This window comes from Galactobacter caseinivorans (assembly GCF_003640665.1).
In the GTDB taxonomy this organism is placed as follows: Bacteria; Actinomycetota; Actinomycetes; order Actinomycetales; family Micrococcaceae; genus Galactobacter; species Galactobacter caseinivorans.
Genome location: NZ_QQXL01000008.1, coordinates 18,210 through 35,219 on the forward strand (window position 1 = coordinate 18,210; position 17,010 = coordinate 35,219).

The 17,010-nt window shown below is 67.3% G+C and carries 15 protein-coding genes; 4 read left to right on the forward strand and 11 right to left on the reverse strand.

Going from position 1 to position 17,010, the window contains the following annotated elements:
• Nucleotides 1-45: 45 nt before the first annotated feature.
• From DWQ67_RS12065 to DWQ67_RS12090, 6 genes are all read right to left on the reverse strand, one after another.
• Complete coding sequence (locus DWQ67_RS12065) at nt 46-849, reverse strand: carbon-nitrogen hydrolase family protein (RefSeq protein ID WP_121485864.1); 804 nt, start codon at nt 847-849, stop codon at nt 46-48.
• Between the two features lie 91 nt (nt 850-940).
• Entirely contained in the window at nt 941-2,413 is a 1,473-nt protein-coding gene (locus tag DWQ67_RS12070) for a tetratricopeptide repeat protein (protein WP_121485865.1), read from the reverse strand.
• On the reverse strand, nt 2,410-3,768 hold the full coding sequence (locus tag DWQ67_RS12075) for an AAA family ATPase (RefSeq protein ID WP_121485866.1): 1,359 nt from the start codon (nt 3,766-3,768) through the stop codon (nt 2,410-2,412). The genes DWQ67_RS12070 and DWQ67_RS12075 overlap by 4 nt, the downstream gene beginning before the upstream one ends.
• 221 nt (nt 3,769-3,989) lie before the next feature.
• The gene (locus tag DWQ67_RS12080) at nt 3,990-5,288 is read right to left on the reverse strand and encodes an adenylosuccinate synthase (protein WP_121485867.1); all 1,299 of its coding nucleotides are present in this window, start codon (nt 5,286-5,288) and stop codon (nt 3,990-3,992) included.
• Nucleotides 5,289-5,605: 317 nt separating this feature from the next.
• Complete coding sequence (locus tag DWQ67_RS12085) at nt 5,606-6,235, reverse strand: DUF1345 domain-containing protein (RefSeq protein WP_158595451.1); 630 nt, start codon at nt 6,233-6,235, stop codon at nt 5,606-5,608.
• A 55-nt stretch (nt 6,236-6,290) separates the two neighbouring features.
• Nucleotides 6,291-7,610 (reverse strand): Gfo/Idh/MocA family protein, encoded by a 1,320-nt coding sequence (locus tag DWQ67_RS12090; protein ID WP_121485869.1) that lies wholly within the window; start codon nt 7,608-7,610, stop codon nt 6,291-6,293.
• A gap of 60 nt (nt 7,611-7,670) precedes the next feature.
• Here DWQ67_RS12090 and DWQ67_RS14285 point away from each other — a divergent pair, with 60 nt between their 5' ends.
• Nucleotides 7,671-8,195 (forward strand): TetR family transcriptional regulator, encoded by a 525-nt coding sequence (locus DWQ67_RS14285; RefSeq protein WP_121485870.1) that lies wholly within the window; start codon nt 7,671-7,673, stop codon nt 8,193-8,195.
• Nucleotides 8,196-8,985: 790 nt separating this feature from the next.
• Here the strand turns inward: DWQ67_RS14285 and DWQ67_RS12100 are convergent.
• The 4 genes from DWQ67_RS12100 to fbaA all read right to left on the reverse strand — a co-directional run bounded on the left by DWQ67_RS12100 (nt 8,986) and on the right by fbaA (nt 11,509).
• Nucleotides 8,986-9,189, reverse strand: a complete 204-nt coding sequence (locus tag DWQ67_RS12100; protein ID WP_147433693.1) for a hypothetical protein — start codon at nt 9,187-9,189, stop codon at nt 8,986-8,988.
• 113 nt (nt 9,190-9,302) lie between these two features.
• Complete coding sequence (locus DWQ67_RS12105; protein WP_121485872.1) at nt 9,303-9,926, reverse strand: thymidine kinase; 624 nt, start codon at nt 9,924-9,926, stop codon at nt 9,303-9,305.
• A 138-nt stretch (nt 9,927-10,064) separates the two neighbouring features.
• On the reverse strand, nt 10,065-10,484 hold the full coding sequence (locus DWQ67_RS12110) for a DUF3151 domain-containing protein (protein ID WP_121485873.1): 420 nt from the start codon (nt 10,482-10,484) through the stop codon (nt 10,065-10,067).
• A 2-nt stretch (nt 10,485-10,486) separates the two neighbouring features.
• Nucleotides 10,487-11,509, reverse strand: coding sequence for a class II fructose-bisphosphate aldolase (gene fbaA, locus DWQ67_RS12115; RefSeq protein WP_121485874.1), 1,023 nt, complete (start codon nt 11,507-11,509; stop codon nt 10,487-10,489).
• 308 nt (nt 11,510-11,817) lie between these two features.
• On the opposite strand from fbaA, the gene DWQ67_RS13915 reads away from it, so the two are divergent.
• A complete protein-coding gene (locus DWQ67_RS13915; protein ID WP_199712712.1) occupies nt 11,818-14,067 on the forward strand; it encodes a hypothetical protein in 2,250 nt (749 codons plus the stop codon).
• Nucleotides 14,068-14,318: 251 nt separating this feature from the next.
• Here the strand turns inward: DWQ67_RS13915 and DWQ67_RS12130 are convergent, their stop codons facing one another.
• On the reverse strand, nt 14,319-14,915 hold the full coding sequence (locus tag DWQ67_RS12130) for a TrmH family RNA methyltransferase (RefSeq protein ID WP_233556091.1): 597 nt from the start codon (nt 14,913-14,915) through the stop codon (nt 14,319-14,321).
• A gap of 174 nt (nt 14,916-15,089) precedes the next feature.
• Between DWQ67_RS12130 and DWQ67_RS12135 the strand changes: the two genes are divergently transcribed.
• Both DWQ67_RS12135 and DWQ67_RS12140 read left to right on the forward strand, forming a co-directional pair.
• Complete coding sequence (locus tag DWQ67_RS12135; protein ID WP_147433694.1) at nt 15,090-16,307, forward strand: magnesium and cobalt transport protein CorA; 1,218 nt, start codon at nt 15,090-15,092, stop codon at nt 16,305-16,307.
• Nucleotides 16,304-17,008, forward strand: coding sequence for a tyrosine-protein phosphatase (locus DWQ67_RS12140; protein WP_121485877.1), 705 nt, complete (start codon nt 16,304-16,306; stop codon nt 17,006-17,008). Before DWQ67_RS12135 ends, DWQ67_RS12140 begins: the two co-directional genes overlap by 4 nt.
• The last annotated feature ends 2 nt before the right edge of the window (nt 17,009-17,010 follow it).

Sequence of the window (17,010 nt, forward strand, 5' to 3'; positions counted from 1 at the left end):
CAGGAACCCCGCCAACCGCGTACCTCACCTAGCGGGGTAATACAGCTAGCCCTCTTGCGGGGCCGGCACACCGATGCGGCGGTTGGCGAGCACGGGCAGGAACTCGCGGACCTCGTCCACGCGCTGGCGCGTGATGTCCGCGGTGACCAGCCCCTCTGGCTCGTCCTCCAGGTAATCCACGGCCTGGGCCATGGGGTCCAGGATGGCGGAGTAGCCGATGGTGCGCTCGTTGGAGGTGCCGGCGGCGGCGACCCACACCGTGTTCTCCACCGCGCGGGCGGCCAACAGGGTGCGCCAGTGAGAGACCTTGCGATCACCCTTGTACCAAGCCGCGCCAATCAGCAGGGCGTCCACGCCCTCCAGTGCCAGGTCGCGTGCCAGCTCCGGGAAGCGGATGTCGTAGCAGGTCATGATGCCGAACTTCAGGCCACCCAGCTCAAAAGTGACGCGCTGATCCGCCGGGCCGGCCGTGATGCGGCTGGACTCCTTGAAGGAGAACGCGTCGTAGAGGTGGATCTTGCGGTAGGTGGTGAGGATGGCGCCCTTGGGGTCCACCGCCACCACGGTGTTGAAGGGGCGGTCCTCGCCGTTGGGCTCGTAGCCGCCGGCCACCACGGCGATGCCGTGCCCGGCCGCGATGAAGGAGAGGCGCTGCACAAAGCGGGACCAGTCCTTGGCCACCTGCTCGGCAAAGTCGCCCTTGATCTTGCCGATGGAGACCATGGATTCCTCGGGGAACAGCACCAGCCCGGCGCCGTCCGCCTTGGCCTGCCCGGCAAGCCGATCCATGGTTTCCAGGTTCTCGAAGACATCCCCGCTCGGATCAAACTGACCGACGCTGACCTTCATGGTGCTCCCTTAGCTCATCTCGCCTGACACGTGCTCTCACTCTATCCGGCGCAACGCTAGCCCATCATGGATCCCCGCGGGCTGGCCCGGCTCACATCAGCCCTGCGACGCGGCTTGCGCCCTGCGCAAACGCTCCCGCGCACACCAACAGGACCACCACCACGCTGGCGGCGGCTTGGTATTGGGCGGACCTGATCTTGCCCGACGCCGCTGGGTCGGCTCCGGCGCCGGAGGGCCGGTTGCGCAGGCGGTTGGCAAGGATGCGCCACGCGTCGCTGCCGCGCAGCATGGCCGCAGCAGCAACCCAGACGCTCAGGCCCATCAGCGCCAGGCCGGAGCCGAGCGCGGGGCCAGCGCCGGGAAAGACGACTGGTGCCAGCAGGAGCAACAGCACAGGGATGGTGACTAGCCAGCGCAGGCGTGGCGGCCCGGACCCACCCACCGCGGCTCGGCTCACCCGCAAGGAGGCGAATTGGGTTTGGATGGAGAGTGGCGAGGCTTGGTCCAGATCATCACGGAGCACCGAGCACCGCACCAGCTCCCCGGCAGCCCACGCCACGGCCGCCGTCGCCACGCTGGCAAGCCACCCCCAAGCGGCCACCAGCCCCGGGCCGCCCGGAAGGGCAAGTGCCGCCGCGGGCGCCCACGCCAGGAGGCTGCACAGCAGCAGCACCCACCGCCCCCAGCGCAGCCCAGGGTGAGCGCTCAAGTACTCCCTGCCCGCGTCGTCGGCCACTACTCCCGCCGCCGCCCGCTCTCCTAGCCACCACACCACCGCGCTGCCCAGCGCACCAGCGGCCGCAAACCCCGCGTTCCACGGGGTGGGAGCCAAGGCCGCGAAGCCGACCAAGCCGAGCGCGCACACGGGCACATAGCGCAGGCGCAGGTGCGCCCTGTGCTTGCGCCGCAGCAGTTCTCGGCGCGCCGAGGTCTCATCCGGGTGCTGGGCCAGGGCGGCCGTCAAGATCTGGCCGGCCCTCCGGTGCCCCTTGGCGTCCTCGCCCAGAATCATGGCGTAGTGCAGGCGTAGCGCTTCGTCCTCGGGATGGGCACCCAGCGCCTCCACCAGAGTGGAGCGCGCACCGGCAGAATCGCCGCGCTGCACCTGCAAGAACGCGGTGAAACGCGCCACCAAGACGGGGTGGGCGCCCAGCCGAGCGGCCTCGGCAATGGCCTGCTCCGCTTGGTCTAAGTACACCTCATCCCCCAGCGCCAAGAGAGCCCTGGCCAACTGCATGTGTGCGTCGCCATCCATGGGGTCAAAGTGCAGAGAGGTATTGATGTAGCTGAGCCCCGCACGGGCCTGCCCCAGGTCCAGCGCCGCGGAGGCACGGTTGAACCAGAGGGCAGCGGACTCGGGTTCAAGGCTCAGTGCGTGGGCCAGGATCTGCTCCGCCACCTCCGGATGCCCGTCCGCCATCTCTACCGCGGACAGCGACTTTAACCACTCGGTGTCATTGCCGTATTCGGACCCCGTGTCCAGTAAAACCCGGCGAGCCTGCGCGTACCGGCCGCCCGCGAAGTAGACGTGTGCTCGCCGGAGAACGTTCTCCAACTCGCTCACGACCACCAGCCTTTGCGCTGCCCCGACTTTCCGCTCGCCTCGCGGGTGGACAGGTATCTGCGCAGATCGTCATAGCGGCCCGAATCGTTGGCGAAACGCACCACGTTGCGGGCAGATTGCATCCATTCCCCCGTGGAGGGGCGGACCTCTGCCAGGGCAAGTTGCAGGTGGTGCATGGTGAGTGGCTGCACGGAACCGGCCGCGATGGACTCCGTCATGGCCTTCTCCGCGGCTGTCACGGTGAGATGCTCAAGATCCGCGCCGGAGAAGCCTTCGGTGGCCTGGGTCAAGGCGGCCAGGTCAATGCCAGCCACTGGACGAGCGGCGAGGTGCGTGCGAAGGATGGCCGCGCGAGCCGTGGCATCCGGTGGGCTGACGAGCACGGCACGGTCCAGGCGGCCTGGACGCAGCACCGCCTCATCCAGGTCCCACGGGTGGTTGGTGGCGGCCAGCACGTAGAGCCCGTCGTTGTTTCCCTGCATTGAATCCATCTCCAGCAGCAGCTGGTTCACGGAGCCGCGGAGCCAGGATGCGGGCCCGGTGAGGCCGGAGCGCTTCAATGCCAATGCATCAATCTCATCCAAAAACAGCACCGTGGGGCCGTCGTTGTGACGGGCCTCCTGGAACACAGAGTGGATATTCTTCTCGGTTTGTCCGCGATAGGAATCAACTACATCCGTCATCACCAAGGACATAAACCCGGCGCCAAGTTCACCCGCCACCGCTCGGGCCATGTAGGTCTTGCCGCAACCGGGCGCCCCGTACAACAACAGCCCGCCGCGCAGCGACTTACCGAAGGCCTTGGCAATCTCCGCATGGCGCATGGGCTGGATGAAGGACTCATTCAGGCGCTGCTTCACATCATCTAGCCCGCCCACGTCCGCAAAGCTGATGCGGGGCAGCCCAGGCTCCAAAGGCGCCACGCCCTCTGCCTGTGGCGGGCCTCCGGGGCGAAGGTGCCCGGTCTCCGCCTGTCGCGGGTCCACAAAGGGAGGCGGCACCGCCGCATCCAACTGCTGCTCGGCATGGTGCCAATCAAAGTCCGGAGGGGTGTCCGCTGCCGGCTCCTGTGGTGCAGCGGCTTCCGAGCTGGCCGTTTCCGGGCTGACCGTTTCCGCGGGGGCCGCTTCCGGGGTGGGGGCCGACGCCGTCGGGCCGTCTCCCACGCCACCGGTCACCAGCGCTAGCGCCTGCGCGTTTCCGGGGTCTCGCGCAAGCACCTTAGCGGCCTCCGTGACGGCCTCTGCGGGACGCCCGCTGGCCACCAAGAGGTCCGCGAGCGCCAATCGCAGTGGCACATTCTCGGGATCGGCGCTGACGGCTGCCTGGACTGCCTTGACTGCTTCGTGACTCATTCGCGGATCCCTTCGGGCTGAGCTGAGAAGGTCTAGCGCGGCACGGAACCCAGCGCCCGCACCGCTACTCCGGAACCAGCGTAGTGGGCGCCGCCGGGGCCGCCCTCAGAACCGCCCTCGATGGATCCCCCGGGTTCTTGGGGATCCCCTGCCCACTCGACGGGGGATCCACGAAAACCCGGGGGATCCACGCCGCACCCCAGCCAGCCAGCCAGCCGGCCTCAGTCCAGCACGGGGCCAATCAGATCGTGAATCACAATGGTCTGGTCCCGGTCCGGGCCCACGCCGATGGCGCTGAAGCGGCAGCCGGACATGGCCTCCAGGGCCAGCACGTAGTCCCGAGCGTTCTGCGGCAGATCCTCCAGCGTCTTGGCGCCGGAGATGTCCTCGGTCCATCCGTCGAAGTACTCGAAGATGGGCTTGGCGTGGTGGAACTCGGACTGGGTCATGGGGACCTCGTCCTGGCGCTCACCATCGATCTCGTATGCCACGCACACGGGGATCTTGTCGATGCCGGTGAGCACGTCCAGCTTGGTGACGAAGTAGTCGGTGAAGCCGTTCACGCGCGCGGCGTAGCGGGCCAGCACTGCGTCGTACCAGCCGGTGCGGCGCGGGCGGCCGGTGTTCACGCCAAACTCGCCGCCCACGGTGCGCAGCTGCTCGCCCATGGAGTCAAAGAGCTCGGTGGGGAACGGGCCGGCCCCGACGCGGGTGGTGTAGGCCTTGATGATGCCGATGGAGCGCTGGATCCGGGTGGGGCCAATGCCCGCACCCACGGAGGCGCCGCCTGCGGTGGGGTTGGAGGAGGTGACGAACGGGTAGGTGCCGTGGTCCACGTCAAGGAACGTGGCCTGTCCGCCCTCCATGAGCACCACCTTTCCCTCATCAAGGGCGCGGTTCAGGACCAGCTCGGAGTCAATGACCATGGGGCGCAGGCGCTCGGCGAACGCCAGGAAGTAGTCCACGATCTCGTCCGTGAGCACGGCCCTGCGGTTGTAAATCTTGACCAGCAGCTCGTTCTTCTGGCGCAGCGCACCCTCCACCTTTTGGCGCAGGATGGACTCGTCAAAGATGTCCTGGACGCGGATGCCCAGGCGCCCCACCTTGTCCATGTAGGCGGGGCCAATGCCGCGGCCCGTGGTGCCGATGGCGCGCTTGCCAAGGAAACGCTCGGTGACCTTGTCCATGGTCTGGTGGTACGGGGCCACCAGGTGGGCGTTGGCGGAGACGCGCAGGCGGGAGGTGTCCCCTCCGCGGGCCTCGAGCGCGTCCATCTCTTCGAAGAGCGCCTCCAGGTTCACCACGCAGCCGTTGCCGAGGATCGGGATGGTGTTGGGGGAAAGGATGCCGGCGGGGATGAGCTTGAGCTCGTACTTCTCGCCGCCCACCACCACGGTGTGCCCGGCGTTGTTGCCGCCGTTCGGCTTGACCACATAGTCCACGCGCCCGCCCAATAGGTCGGTCGCTTTGCCCTTGCCTTCGTCGCCCCACTGGGCGCCGACGATGACGATCGCTGGCATCGGATTCTCCCCCTCCGTGTGCCGCGAGTGCGGCGGATGTGGCCTGGTGGCCGCGGCCCGGTGTCCCGGTGTCCCGGACACAGGAATGCCTCCCGCGCCCCTCCGTGGTGGTGACCGGCGGGGCTTGCAAGAGGCTCTTGCGATCAAAGTTTACCCGCCGAAAGGAGAAAGCAGGAAGGCCAAGCACCTCGGCGGCCGGTTTTTGACGCGCTGGCGCGCATTTTTGGCCGCCAAGTTCCCTGCCCGACGCCGCGTGGTCGCCGTGAGCGGGCAGCGTCGGGCAGATGCGCTGCTGAGTGAGGGGCGCCAGCGCCGCCCTACTTGCCCAGCCCCATAATCGTATTGAACGCCAGCGCAATGGTCAGCGCGTTGAGCCCAAACGCGAGCACGGAGTGGATGGTGACCACCCACCGCGTGCGGGTGTCCAACACCGTGACATCTGAGGCGGCGAAGGTGGTACCGACCGTGAAGGCGAAGTAGACGTGATCCACCAGTCCGGGGTGATCGCTCTCGGGGAAGTCCAGCACCTTGCCCGGCCGGGCCTCCTCACTGCGCAGCAGGTAGAGCTGGGCGAAGCCCCAGTGGAGCATGGCCCAACCCAGCAGCATGGACCACACGCCGAGGAACTTGTTGATGCCGCGATCATCCGCCCCCACGAGTGAATCGGCGAGGATGACCTGCAAGGCGGCTAGGATGCCGATCAGTGCCGGCACCACCGTAAAGATCGTCACGATGGGCTTGCGCGCGCGGCCCAACCACCGCCGACTGGCTTCAGCCGGGGGCCCACCGCCGTTGCGCGCCATAAAACTCAGGACCACCACGGCACCGAAGGCATAGAGAGTGCTCAGCATGCACCACCACGCCGCGCCATCCAGCGTCTCCCCAACCAGGGAGTAGATCCCGATGGCCGCCAGGACCAGCTGGATACCCCAGTTGGACAGGACCACTGCCGTGGGGTGGCGGGGGCGCTGCCTGGGCTGCGGGCGCGGCGGCCTGGCCTGCTCAGCCAATGTTCTGCCACCCGCCATCGTTCGCGGCCGAGCGCTCCACGGCCGCGAGGACCTTTTGCACGCGCAGGGCGTCATCAAAGGAGGGCGAAGGCGTGCGCCCCTCCGCGATGGCATCCAAGAAGTCCACCGCCTGGTGGGTAAAGCCGTGTTCGTAGCCCAGAGCGTGGCCCGGTGGCCACCATGACGCGTAGGGATGGGAGGGATCCGTGACATCGATCCTGCTGAAGCCTGCCCCGCCCCCACCGCCGGAGGAGGAACCGCCCCCCGGCCCCGCGCCGTCGGCCACTGAAAACACCTCAAGAAAGTTCGAATCCGTCAGGTCAAAGGCGATGGCGCCGGAGGAGCCGGAGAGCTCCACGCGCAGCGCGTTTTTGCGCCCCGTGGCGTAGCGGGTGGCCTCAAAGGCAGCCAGCACACCGCCGTCCAGGCGCGCCGCAAACACGGCAGCGTCGTCCACGGTGACCGGCGCGGTGCCGCCGCCGCCGGGCAGCGGACGCTCGTCCACGAAAGTCTGGGTGAGGCCACTGACGCCCAGGACGTGACGCCCGGAGACCCACTGCACGGCGTCCACGATGTGACTCGCGATGTCCCCCAAAGCGCCGGAACCGGCCTGCTCGCGATCAAGACGCCACACCCACGGCGCACTGGGATTGGAGAGCCAGTCCTGCAGATACTGCGCGCGGACCTGCCATAGCTGCCCCAGGAAGCCGTCCGCCACCATTCGCCGGGCCAGGGTCAACGCCGGCGTGCGGCGGTAGCTAAAGCCACACATGGCGCCTGCCCCACTCTGCTGCGCGGCCGCCCTAGCCACATCCGCCATGCGCTGCGCCTCCTCCACCGTGTTGGCCAGCGGCTTCTCGCACAGAACGTGCTTGCCGGCCGAAAGGGCTGCCACGGCGATGGGCTCGTGCGTGTCACCCGGCGTGCAGACGTCCACGATGTCGATATCCTCCCGCGCCACCACCTCGCGCCAATCCGTCGCGACCTCCGGGATGCCCCAGCGGGTGGCGAAGTCCTGCGCCGCCGCGGCATCTCTGCCCACCACCACGGCCAACTCCGGGCGCCGCGCCGGGTCAAAAAAGGCCGGGGCGTTGCGCCAGCCCAGGGCGTGTGCGCGCCCCATAAACGAGTAGCCGATCAGCGCGATGCGCAGGGGGCGAGCGGACTGAGCGGCGGCCTCTTGGCCAGAGGCCGGTGCGGGTGCGGGTACAGCGGCCGGCGCGGGTGCGGGTGCGGGTACAGCGGCCGGCGCTGGTGCGGGTGCGGGTACAGCGGCCGGCGCTGGTGCGGGTGCGGATGCGGATGCGGTCATGGCACCAGCGTGCCGGGTCACGGGCACCGCGTCCAGCGGCGGTCTAGATAGGGTGGTCGCATGGCTTTAACTCGCGCGGACGTGGTGGCGACCGCCACGCGCATTCTGCGCGACTATGGACTGGCCGACTTGACCATGCGGCGCCTGGCGCGGGAGTTGGGGGTTGGCCCCGGTGCACTGTATTGGCACGTCGCGGACAAGCAAGATCTGCTGGTGGCGGTCACCGAAGGGCTGATGGCCAGGCTTCCTGTGCACCACGACGCAGCGGAGCTGGCTTGCTGGCTGGCCTCCACCTTGCTCCCGGTACCGGATGCAGCGGACGTGGTGCGCGTGGCCCTTGCCTGGCGTCCCGAGGCTGTTAGTGCACTGGGCGCGTTTGAGGAGCTAGCTTCCGCAGCCGGGGTGGGTGCCGGTGTGGCCCCTCGCGAGGCTTGGGCCCGCGGGGCACTGGACCTGGTGCTGGGTGCGGTGTCCGATCATCAGGAGGCGGCGCGGGCCGCAGTTGCACGCCAAAGCGAGCCACCCGCCGCGGGTCAGGCCGAAGCGCGAGTGCGTGCGGCACTGACTCGTTGGTCTAGAGGGTAGCTACCGGACTGTTAACGGCCACGAAGGGCGGTAGGCAGAGCGCTTCCTTAGTCGCCCCCCAACGCCCAGGGCACAGCGGTCACAGTCAGCGGCACCACCCTCACACCCACGGCCCCGGCCGCATGGGCTGGCGCGGGCGGTGTGGGCGGTGTGGGCGGCGTGGGTGACAAGAGCAGTATTGTTCTGGCTGGCTATTGGCAGAGAAGTAACGGCACCGCCCCCGGATAGCGCCAGCGAAAATTGCTGAGCAGGCGTCAGATCCGCCAATTGTCCCTTCATTAAAATAGACTCAGCAGCTGGCCCATGAGCCAAACCCAAACTCGCACCAAAATAGAGCCCGGGGTACGCGGCCCTCCATGCACCATCAATTCGAGTCATCGCGGCAATTACGAGTTTCGAAACAAGAAACGAGGGTCCAAAAGAGAACAGTACGATCTCAAATCCGGCGACGACGGCGGCGATGGACACGATGGAGAGAGATACCGCGGTGACGATCAAGCTCGCCAACCGCTCTGCACCAGAAAGCGGCCAAGTCGCAACGACGATCCAGATAACCGTTCCTAGCCCGATAGCAGCAGGCGCCCACGAAAGCCATCCCAAGATCAGAGCGGCTCAAATGGTTACTCCAGGACCCGCTGGGGTTCGAGGCGTCTGGACAGTTGCCGACTTCGCAGGATTGAACTCCTCCTCACTAACCCCAGACTTGACCTGATCGCCACCAAATGCGCCCGACGAGTTGCTCAAGCCTCGTGCCCTAAATTGCGAGAGTCTCCGTCAACTAACCCCGCCGCTAGTCCAGCCAAACCGGAGGCCGAACCGGCAAACGCTCCACCAGGGCCGGGTCGTTGGTGTGCTCCGTGCGCAACAACTTGGCGGCCAGCACGCGGCCATCTCCCGTGCCGACGGTCCACACTTCGCCAACAGCGCCGGAGCCCACTCGCTCCATAAACCGGTACCGCGCGCCCAGCGCCTCGCCGCTGCGCGCAAGTTCCACTCCGACCCCCATCAATCATTCCCCCAGTGAGTCCGCATTAATGCCATCCAAAAGAACTCATCGCTCTCACCGTCATGCGCGGGGACCGCCCTCCGCCCAGAGACCCAAACCGCCTAGCCCAGCCGCCCCCCGGACTCGCTCAGATAACACGTGGCGCACAGGGACTCGTAGCTGACCTCGTCCCCGTCTATCGCCACCTGGTCCCCATCAAACACAATCTGCCCATTCACGCGCCGGGTATTAAAGATGGCTTTTCGCCCGCAGCGGCAGATGGTCTTGAGCTCCTCCAAGGAGTGGGCCACCTCAAGCAAACGCTGGGCACCCGGGAAGGCATGCGTCTTGAAGTCCGTGCGGATGCCGTACGCCAGCACCGGGACATCGTCCAACACGGCAAGCCGCAACAGATCATCCACCTGTTCCGGCTCCAGAAACTGGGCCTCGTCCACGAGCAGGCACGCCACCGGGTCCACCTCTACGTGTGGCACCAGCGCCGCGGGGTCGTCGCCGCGCGCTATGGCAGCAAAGAGCGCGCGCACGTCCCCACCGGCCGGGATCACCAAGTCAACGGCTCGTGTCACACCGAGCCGGGAGATAATCGCAGACTCGCCTTTGGTATCCACGCCGGGCTTGGCCAGGACCACGCGCTGGCCGCGCTCCTCGTAGTTGAACGCCGCCTGCAACAGCCCAGTGGATTTGCCGGAGTTCATGGCTCCAAAACGGAAGTACAGCTTGGCCACGGAAGGCCTTTCGGTGTGGGAAGCGGGGCGCGAACCAGTCTAGTGCGCGGCCCAGACGAATGGAGATGGCCCCCACGGGAAGGGCCCCGTCCCACCGGTGGATACGGCAAAACGGGGCCCTGCCAAAACAACTGGCGGCTATGCGCCGCCCTCAATCCCGGCCACGGCCGCCGGGTCTGAGTCGTTGAGGAAGGTCCCGATACGGTCCACTTCCTCGCTCTCTCCCATCGCAGCGGCGGCTCGGCGTAGTGCGTACAGCGAGCGCAAGAAGCCACGGTTGGGCTCGTGCGCCCACGGCACGGGACCCTGCCCGCGCCAACCGGCCTTGCGCAGGGCGTCCAGCCCGCGGTGGTAGCCAACGCGCGCAAAAGCGTAAGACTCCACTTCCCGCCCGTCCTTCCACGCGTCGTCGGCCATCAACGCCCACGGAAGCTGCGCCGAGGGGAAGCGGCGTGCCAAATCCTCCGGCTCATCCCCCGCCGCGTAACGCGCCTCAAGCTCGGGATCCACGGGCAGCCGCGTCTCCGGGATACCCAACAAATTCTGTCCCAGCTCCATGCTTACTTCACGCTCTTGCCGGCGGAGCCAAGCTGCTTGACGGCCTCCACCACGCGGGCGGACATGCCGGCCTCAGCGGCGGCGCCCCACACGCGCGGGTCGTACGTCTTCTTGTTGCCGACCTCGCCGTCAACCTTCAGCACGCCGCTGTAGTTGCTCATCATGTGACCGGCCACGGGACGCGTAAACGCGTACTGGGTGTCCGTGTCCACGTTCATCTTGATGACGCCATAGGAAACGGCATCCGCGATCTCCTGATCGGAAGAACCGGACCCTCCGTGGAAGACCAGGTCAAAGGGCTCCGCCTGACCGACAGCCTCGCCGACCTCCGCCTGAATGTCCCGCAGAATCTCCGGGCGCAGCTTCACGTTGCCCGGCTTGTACACGCCGTGCACATTGCCGAAGGTCAGGGCCGTGATGTAGCGGCCGTTCTCCCCGTTGCCGAGCGCCTTGATGGTCTCCAGCGCGTCCTGCGTGGTGGTGTAGAGCTTCTCGTTGATGGCGTTCTCCACGCCATCCTCCTCGCCACCCACGGTGCCAATCTCCACCTCAAGAATCTGCTTGTTGGCGTGGGTGCGCGCCAGCAAATCCACGGCAATGCGCAGGTTCTCTTCCAGCGTCTCCGCCGAACCGTCCCACATGTGGGAGTTGAAGAAGGGGTCGCGGCCGGCGGCGACCTCCTGTGCGGAGGCCTCCAACAGCGGCAACACAAAGCCCTCCAGCTTGTCCTTGGGGCAGTGATCGGTGTGCAGGGCCACGTTGATGTCGTAAGACTTGGCGGCCTCACGGATGTAGGCCACGAACGCGAGCGAACCGCGCACCATGTCCTTCACGGAGGATCCCGAGAAGTAGGCGGCGCCACCGGTGGACACCTGCAAAATCCCGTCAGATCCGGCCTCTGCCAGCCCGGCAAGGGCCGCGTTGACGGTCTGCGAGCTGGTCACGTTGATGGCCGGGAAGGCAAACTTTCCGCTCTTAGCGGCGTCCAGCATCTCGTTGTACTTGTCCGGGGTTGCGACGGGCACGGTCACTCCTTGGCTCAGTTGAGGGTGGCTACATCCCGACTGCATCGGTGGGGTCGGTGACGTCCACCACCCATCGTAGCGATGCATATGCCCGACGGCGTGTGCTTTGGACCCAGCGTGACGCTGGGCGCCGTTTTTTGGCGCCCTTGCGGCGCCGTTCTGCGGGCGTCTTTCTGACGTTTGGGTGCGGCACAATGGGCCCACGGATTGCGGTTGGTCCACCAGACTGAGTATTTTTCTTTACAGCACCGCAAAGAATCCGGGGAATACTCGGAGAAGTCGCGAACATTCTTGGGAAGGACACCACCATGAGCGAGCCAACGCCGAACTCCGGATGGGGCGGAGGCCAGCCCAACAATGGGCCACAGGGCTCACCGGCCCAGAACGGGGCGCAGGGTCAGGGAGGCGCGCCAGGCCAGGGTGGCTGGGGCGCGCCGCAGCAGCCGGGCGGGTGGGGTCAGCCCCAACAGCCGCAGCAGGGCCAGCCCGCCTATGGGCAGCCGGGTCAGGGTCAGCCCGGTCAGGGTCAGCCCGCCTATGGCCAGCCTCAGCAGGGCCAGCCCACGCAACCCCAGCAAGGCCAGCAGTGGGGTGCGCCGCAGGGTCAGCCCCAGCAGCAGAACGCTTGGGGTGCTCCCCAGCAGAACCAGGGCCAGTGGAACGCGGGTCAGCGCCAGGGCGGTGCCGGCCTCGGAGTTACGTCCCGCCAGTGGATCACCGCTGCCATCCTCGGTGGAGTGGCGTACATCGCCGCGCTCATCGCGGCCGTGCTCGTGTCGCTGCTGCAGCTAGCGGCCGGATTTAAGACCAGCTTCGGCCTGTTCGTCGCCGACCTCTTCTCCAAGGTCCCCGCCGCCTTCGGTGGCACCAAGTCCATCACGAACTCAAGAGAGATCGGCGGCCAGACCTACGAGTCTTCCTCTCAGATCTCCAGCTTCACCCTGTTCATCGTGGCTTTTGCACTGGTGGCTGTGTGGCTGGTGGGGCGCCGTATTGGACGCAACCCCGCGGCCCCCAAGGCGCTCCCACGGCTGCTGCTCGCAGCGGCGTCGGGCTTGGTCTTTAGCGTCCTGACCATCCTGCTTGGCCTGCTCATCCAGCACCGCTCGGATGAGGGCACGTACCACGCAGTCAGCTTTGGCGGCGTGGTGGCGGGCTTGGTGACGGTCGGATTCGTCAGCTACCTGGCGCTCTCCCCGCGCGGCGACTCGCTGCTGCCCTCTCGCTTCCGCCAGGCCGGCAGCCAGTTCGTGGAGCACGTGGTGCTCGCCGGTGGCCTCATGGCCGTCGTCATGTTCCTTTACTACGGCTTCGCCGCCAAGTCCCAGCAGACCTGGTGGTCCTTCCTGCAGGCCATCCCGGGCACCCACGGTGACTTCCCCTGGAATATCGGCAACAGCTTCATCTTCATGCACTTTGGTGCCGTGGGCGGAACGACGACCAGCGGGTCCGCATCCGAGACGCGCGCCTTGAGCGTGTTCTCCAAGGATCTGATCGGCGATCAGGTGTGGATCTGGATCATGGCCATGGTCCTCATGCTGATCTTCCTGGTCTGGACCAGCCTGCGCTGGCGCCTGCGGGTGGGCGTCACGGAGCCGCGCCAGTCGTGGCAGTCCTGGGCGCTGCTTCCCGGCATGTACTTGGTGGGCGGGCTGGTCCTCATGATCGCTTCCATCACCTCCTACTCCCTCACCACGCCCGGGTTCAACGGCGGAGAGAGCAACACCTACGGCTCCACCACCATGCACGGTGGCTGGGTCTTCCTCATCATCGGTGTCGTCGGTGCAGTGATCGAGGTCCTCTCGCGCTACGCGGCGGATCCCATCCTTCGCGCGCTTCCCGCCGGCCTGCTTGGCTTGGTGGGACTCAAGACCGGTGCCGATCTCGCGGCGACTCGCCAGCACCTGATCACCAACCGTCCGGCCCCCCGGGCCCAGGGCGGTCAGGGTGGCCAGAGCGGTCAGCAGGGCTGGGGTGCTCCCCAGCAGGGCGGCCAGGGCGGTCAGCAGGGTTGGGGCGCGCCTCAGCAAGGCGGCGGGCAGAATGCCGGCCAGCAGGGTTGGGGAGCACCTCAGCAGCCTGTGCTCCCGCAGCGCCCCCAGCAGGGTGGTCAGCAGCAGGGCGGTCAGCAGTGGGGTGCTCCGCAGCAGCCCGCACAGCCGCAGTCCCCTCAGCAGGGTGGCCAGCAGTGGGGCAACCCGCAACAGGGCCCAGGTGGCCAGCACGGTCAGTCCAACCAGCCCGGCCAGCAGGGCTGGGGCGCACCCCAGCAGCCCGCGCAGCCGCAGGCCCCCCAGCAGGGTGGTCAGCAGCAGGGAGGCCAGCATGGCGCCCAGCAGCAGGGAGGCCAGCAGGGTTGGGGAGCTCCGCAGCAGGGTCAGCCCGGCTCGCAGCAGCCGGGCCAGCCGGGCCAGAACCCCAACGATCCGGCGCAGAACGCTCAGCCGCAGTGGGGCACTCCCCCGCAGCAGCCCGGTCAGCCAGGCCAGCCAGGTCAGCCCGGTCAGCCCGGTCAGCCCGGTCAGCCGGGTCAGAACCCGTGGGGCGGCCAGAACTAATCGCCGTGGCCGGCACCTTCGCCGGCACTCACACGGCGAAATGGATCTGAGAAGTAGATCCGAGAACTAACGGAGGGGCCCCGACCGGCATCGCGCCGGTCGGGGCCCCTCCCGCATTCGCCGCAGTGGCCGCGTCGCCGCCGTCGGCCCCAACCGATTTTCCACCGGGTTTCGGACTTTTCCCACGAGCATCGTTCGGTGCAAAAGCCAGAAACCCGGTGAAAATCCCCGGCCCCCCGAGGGCACCCCCTCTAGACCCGCTGCCCAAACTCCCAGCGCCGAATCCAGGCGTGCATGGCGACCGCCGCGGCGGAGGCGGCGTTGATGGAGCGCGTGGAGCCGTACTGGGCAATGGAGAGCGTGGCCTTCGCCGCCGCGCGCATCTCCTCAGACAACCCCGGCCCCTCCTGCCCAAAGACCATGACGCAGCGCTCGGGCAGCTCATAGGTCTCCAGCGGCACGGAGTCGGGGAAGATGTCCACGCCGAGCACCACGAGTCCCTCGCCGTGCGCCCACGCAACAAAGTCCTCCACGGTGGGGTGGTGACGCACGTGCAGGTATTTGTCCGTGACCATGGCCCCGCGCCGATTCCACCGCCGCCGCCCCACGATGTGCACCTGCGCCGCATTAAAAGCGTTGGCCGTGCGCACCACCGTGCCGATGTTGAGGTCGTGCTGCCAATTCTCAATGGCCACGTGCAGGGGGTGCCTGCGGGTATCCAGCTGCGCCACAATCGCCTCGTGTCGCCAATACCGGAACTCGTCCAGCACATTGCGCCGGTCGCCGTTCTCCAACAATTCCGGATCAAAGTGCTCCCCCGCGGGCCATTCGCCCTCCCACGGTCCCAACCCAACCTCTGGCTGGGAGGGGGCCGCGTCGTCGGGCGCTGTGTTTGCGTCTTGAGCTTCTCCCTGCCCGACGGCGTGAGGCTGGGCGGGCGGGGTCGCGGAGGGATCGTGGGAGGTCACCTCTCCAGCCTAGTCACCGCGCGGTGACCCGCCGTGCGGTGGCAGACTGACGGCGTGAGCACAGCACCGCATCAACAGGGCCAGCAGGGCCAACAGGGCCAACAGCAGGGCGAACACGAAACACGCATGGGCCAGCAGGACCTGGCGGAACGCGTGAGCGTCTTTGTGGACGGCACCGTCACGGAACTCGAGTCCCGCGACCGCGAGGCCATCCGTTCGGCTCGGGATCGGGGCGGATGGATCTGGGTTGAGCTTGCGGGGACAAGCAAGGATCAGTGGCATCTCCTGGCTCAGGATTTCACCCTGAACCACCTGGCGGTGGAGGACATGATGGAGTCCAAGCAGCGCACCAAGGTGGACCACTACGGCGAGGACACCTTCTTGGTGATGCACCCGGCCTGCTACGACGAGGACGCAGAGAGCGTGTCGGTGGGCGAGTTGCACCTGTACGCGGGGCGGGACTTCCTGATCACGCACCGGGACGCGGGGACGCCTGCCCCGGATCAGGCCCGCCAGCGCGTGGTCCATAGCCCGGCGCTGGCGGGGCTTGGCCCCCGCGGCGGGGCGTATTCCGTCCTGGATCAGATCGTGGATGACTACGAGCCGGTGGTGGATGAGCTGGCCACTGACATTGAGCAGATCGATGAGGAGCTCTTTGCCCAGTCCCAGGGTGAGGTGGCCACGCGCATCTACAAGCTTTCGCGGCAGGTGGGCCACTTTCAGCGGGCCGTGCAGCCCCTGGATGACGCGCTGATCGCCGCCCGCAAGAACATCGCCGGGGATGACCCCGGCGTGCTGCTGGGTGAGGCGGGCGTGGGGTATAGCTACGCCATGCCGGCCGCGGCCCGCGAGCCGAAGAGCGCAGGCACCCCGGGCTCCGGACATGACCAGGATGCCGCCAAGGACTCAGCGGACCAGCGCGGACGCGTGCTGATAGATGCCCTTTTGCGGGACGTCCAGGATCATTCCACGCGGGTGGAGGCGCGCCTAGATGGCATGCACGCGACCCTGGTCAACGCGCTCTCGCTGGCCCTGACCCTGGCCTCCGAGCGCGCGGCGCAGGTGGGCCTGGAACAGAGCGTGCAGTCCAAGAAGGTCTCCTCCTGGGCCGCGATCCTGGCGGCGCCGACCGTCCTGGCCGGCGTGTGGGGTATGAACTTCAAGTACATGCCAGAGTTGGAGGCCGGGTGGGGCTATCCGGCCGCGCTGGCGACCATGCTCGGCGCCGGAACCACGCTGTACGTGGTCTTCAAGAAGAAGGGCTGGCTATGACTGAACTGCTCAATTCCCGCGAGGTGGTCCCGGGGCTCGTGTACCGCTCGGCGGCGCCGTATGGCCTGGACGCGGAGGATGTCCACACCGTGGTGAACGCCCTGGCGTTGGGCGCGGTGGCGGATCTTCGCGGACCGCGCGAGCGCGTGTTGGTGCCCTGGCTTGGGCTGGAGAGCGCGGGTGTTGAGTTGCTCGACGTCGCGATGGTCGCCTCCGCGGACGACGCCGCGTTGGCGTTGCAGACGCCCCAGGACCTGGGCGAGTTGTACCTGGACTGGCTGGACCTGAAGCGGGAGACCGTGGTGCGGGCGCTCAGCCCTCTGGCCTCTGGCACGCCGTTGTTGCTGCACTGCGCGGCCGGCAAGGACCGGACGGGAGTGCTTGCCGCGTTGGTTGGCCTGCTGGCCGGGCACGAACGCGAGCGGATTGTGGCGGACTACACGGCGACCGCCGCCAACATGGGCCAGGTCAAGGCCGCCATGCTGCAGGCCTACCGCGAGGTGGTGCCTTCTGAGACGCTGGCACACCTAGCGGAGGAGAATGCGCCCATCATCATGTCCGCCCCTGCGGAGGCCATGGAGGTCTTCCTCGATGGGGTGGAGCAGCATTACGGCGGCGTGGGCGGCTTCTTAAACTCCACGCACCTGCACCCCGGCGTAGCCGCCGCATTGCGCGGGCGGCTACGCGAGGTGCAGGGCTAGGA

Excerpts from the sequence above, each read along its gene's own strand:
- DWQ67_RS12080 (WP_121485867.1), bottom strand. The coding sequence starts at position 5,288 with ATGCCAGCGATCGTCATCGTCGGCGCCCAGTGGGGCGACGAAGGCAAG.
- DWQ67_RS13915 (WP_199712712.1), top strand. The coding sequence starts at position 11,818 with ATGAGCGAGCCAACGCCGAACTCCGGATGGGGCGGAGGCCAGCCCAAC.
- DWQ67_RS12065 (WP_121485864.1), bottom strand. The coding sequence starts at position 849 with ATGAAGGTCAGCGTCGGTCAGTTTGATCCGAGCGGGGATGTCTTCGAG.
- DWQ67_RS12075 (WP_121485866.1), bottom strand. The coding sequence starts at position 3,768 with ATGAGTCACGAAGCAGTCAAGGCAGTCCAGGCAGCCGTCAGCGCCGAT.
- DWQ67_RS14285 (WP_121485870.1), top strand. The coding sequence starts at position 7,671 with ATGGCTTTAACTCGCGCGGACGTGGTGGCGACCGCCACGCGCATTCTG.
- DWQ67_RS12090 (WP_121485869.1), bottom strand. The coding sequence starts at position 7,610 with ATGACCGCATCCGCATCCGCACCCGCACCAGCGCCGGCCGCTGTACCC.
- DWQ67_RS12110 (WP_121485873.1), bottom strand. The coding sequence starts at position 10,484 with ATGGAGCTGGGACAGAATTTGTTGGGTATCCCGGAGACGCGGCTGCCC.
- DWQ67_RS12140 (WP_121485877.1), top strand. The coding sequence starts at position 16,304 with ATGACTGAACTGCTCAATTCCCGCGAGGTGGTCCCGGGGCTCGTGTAC.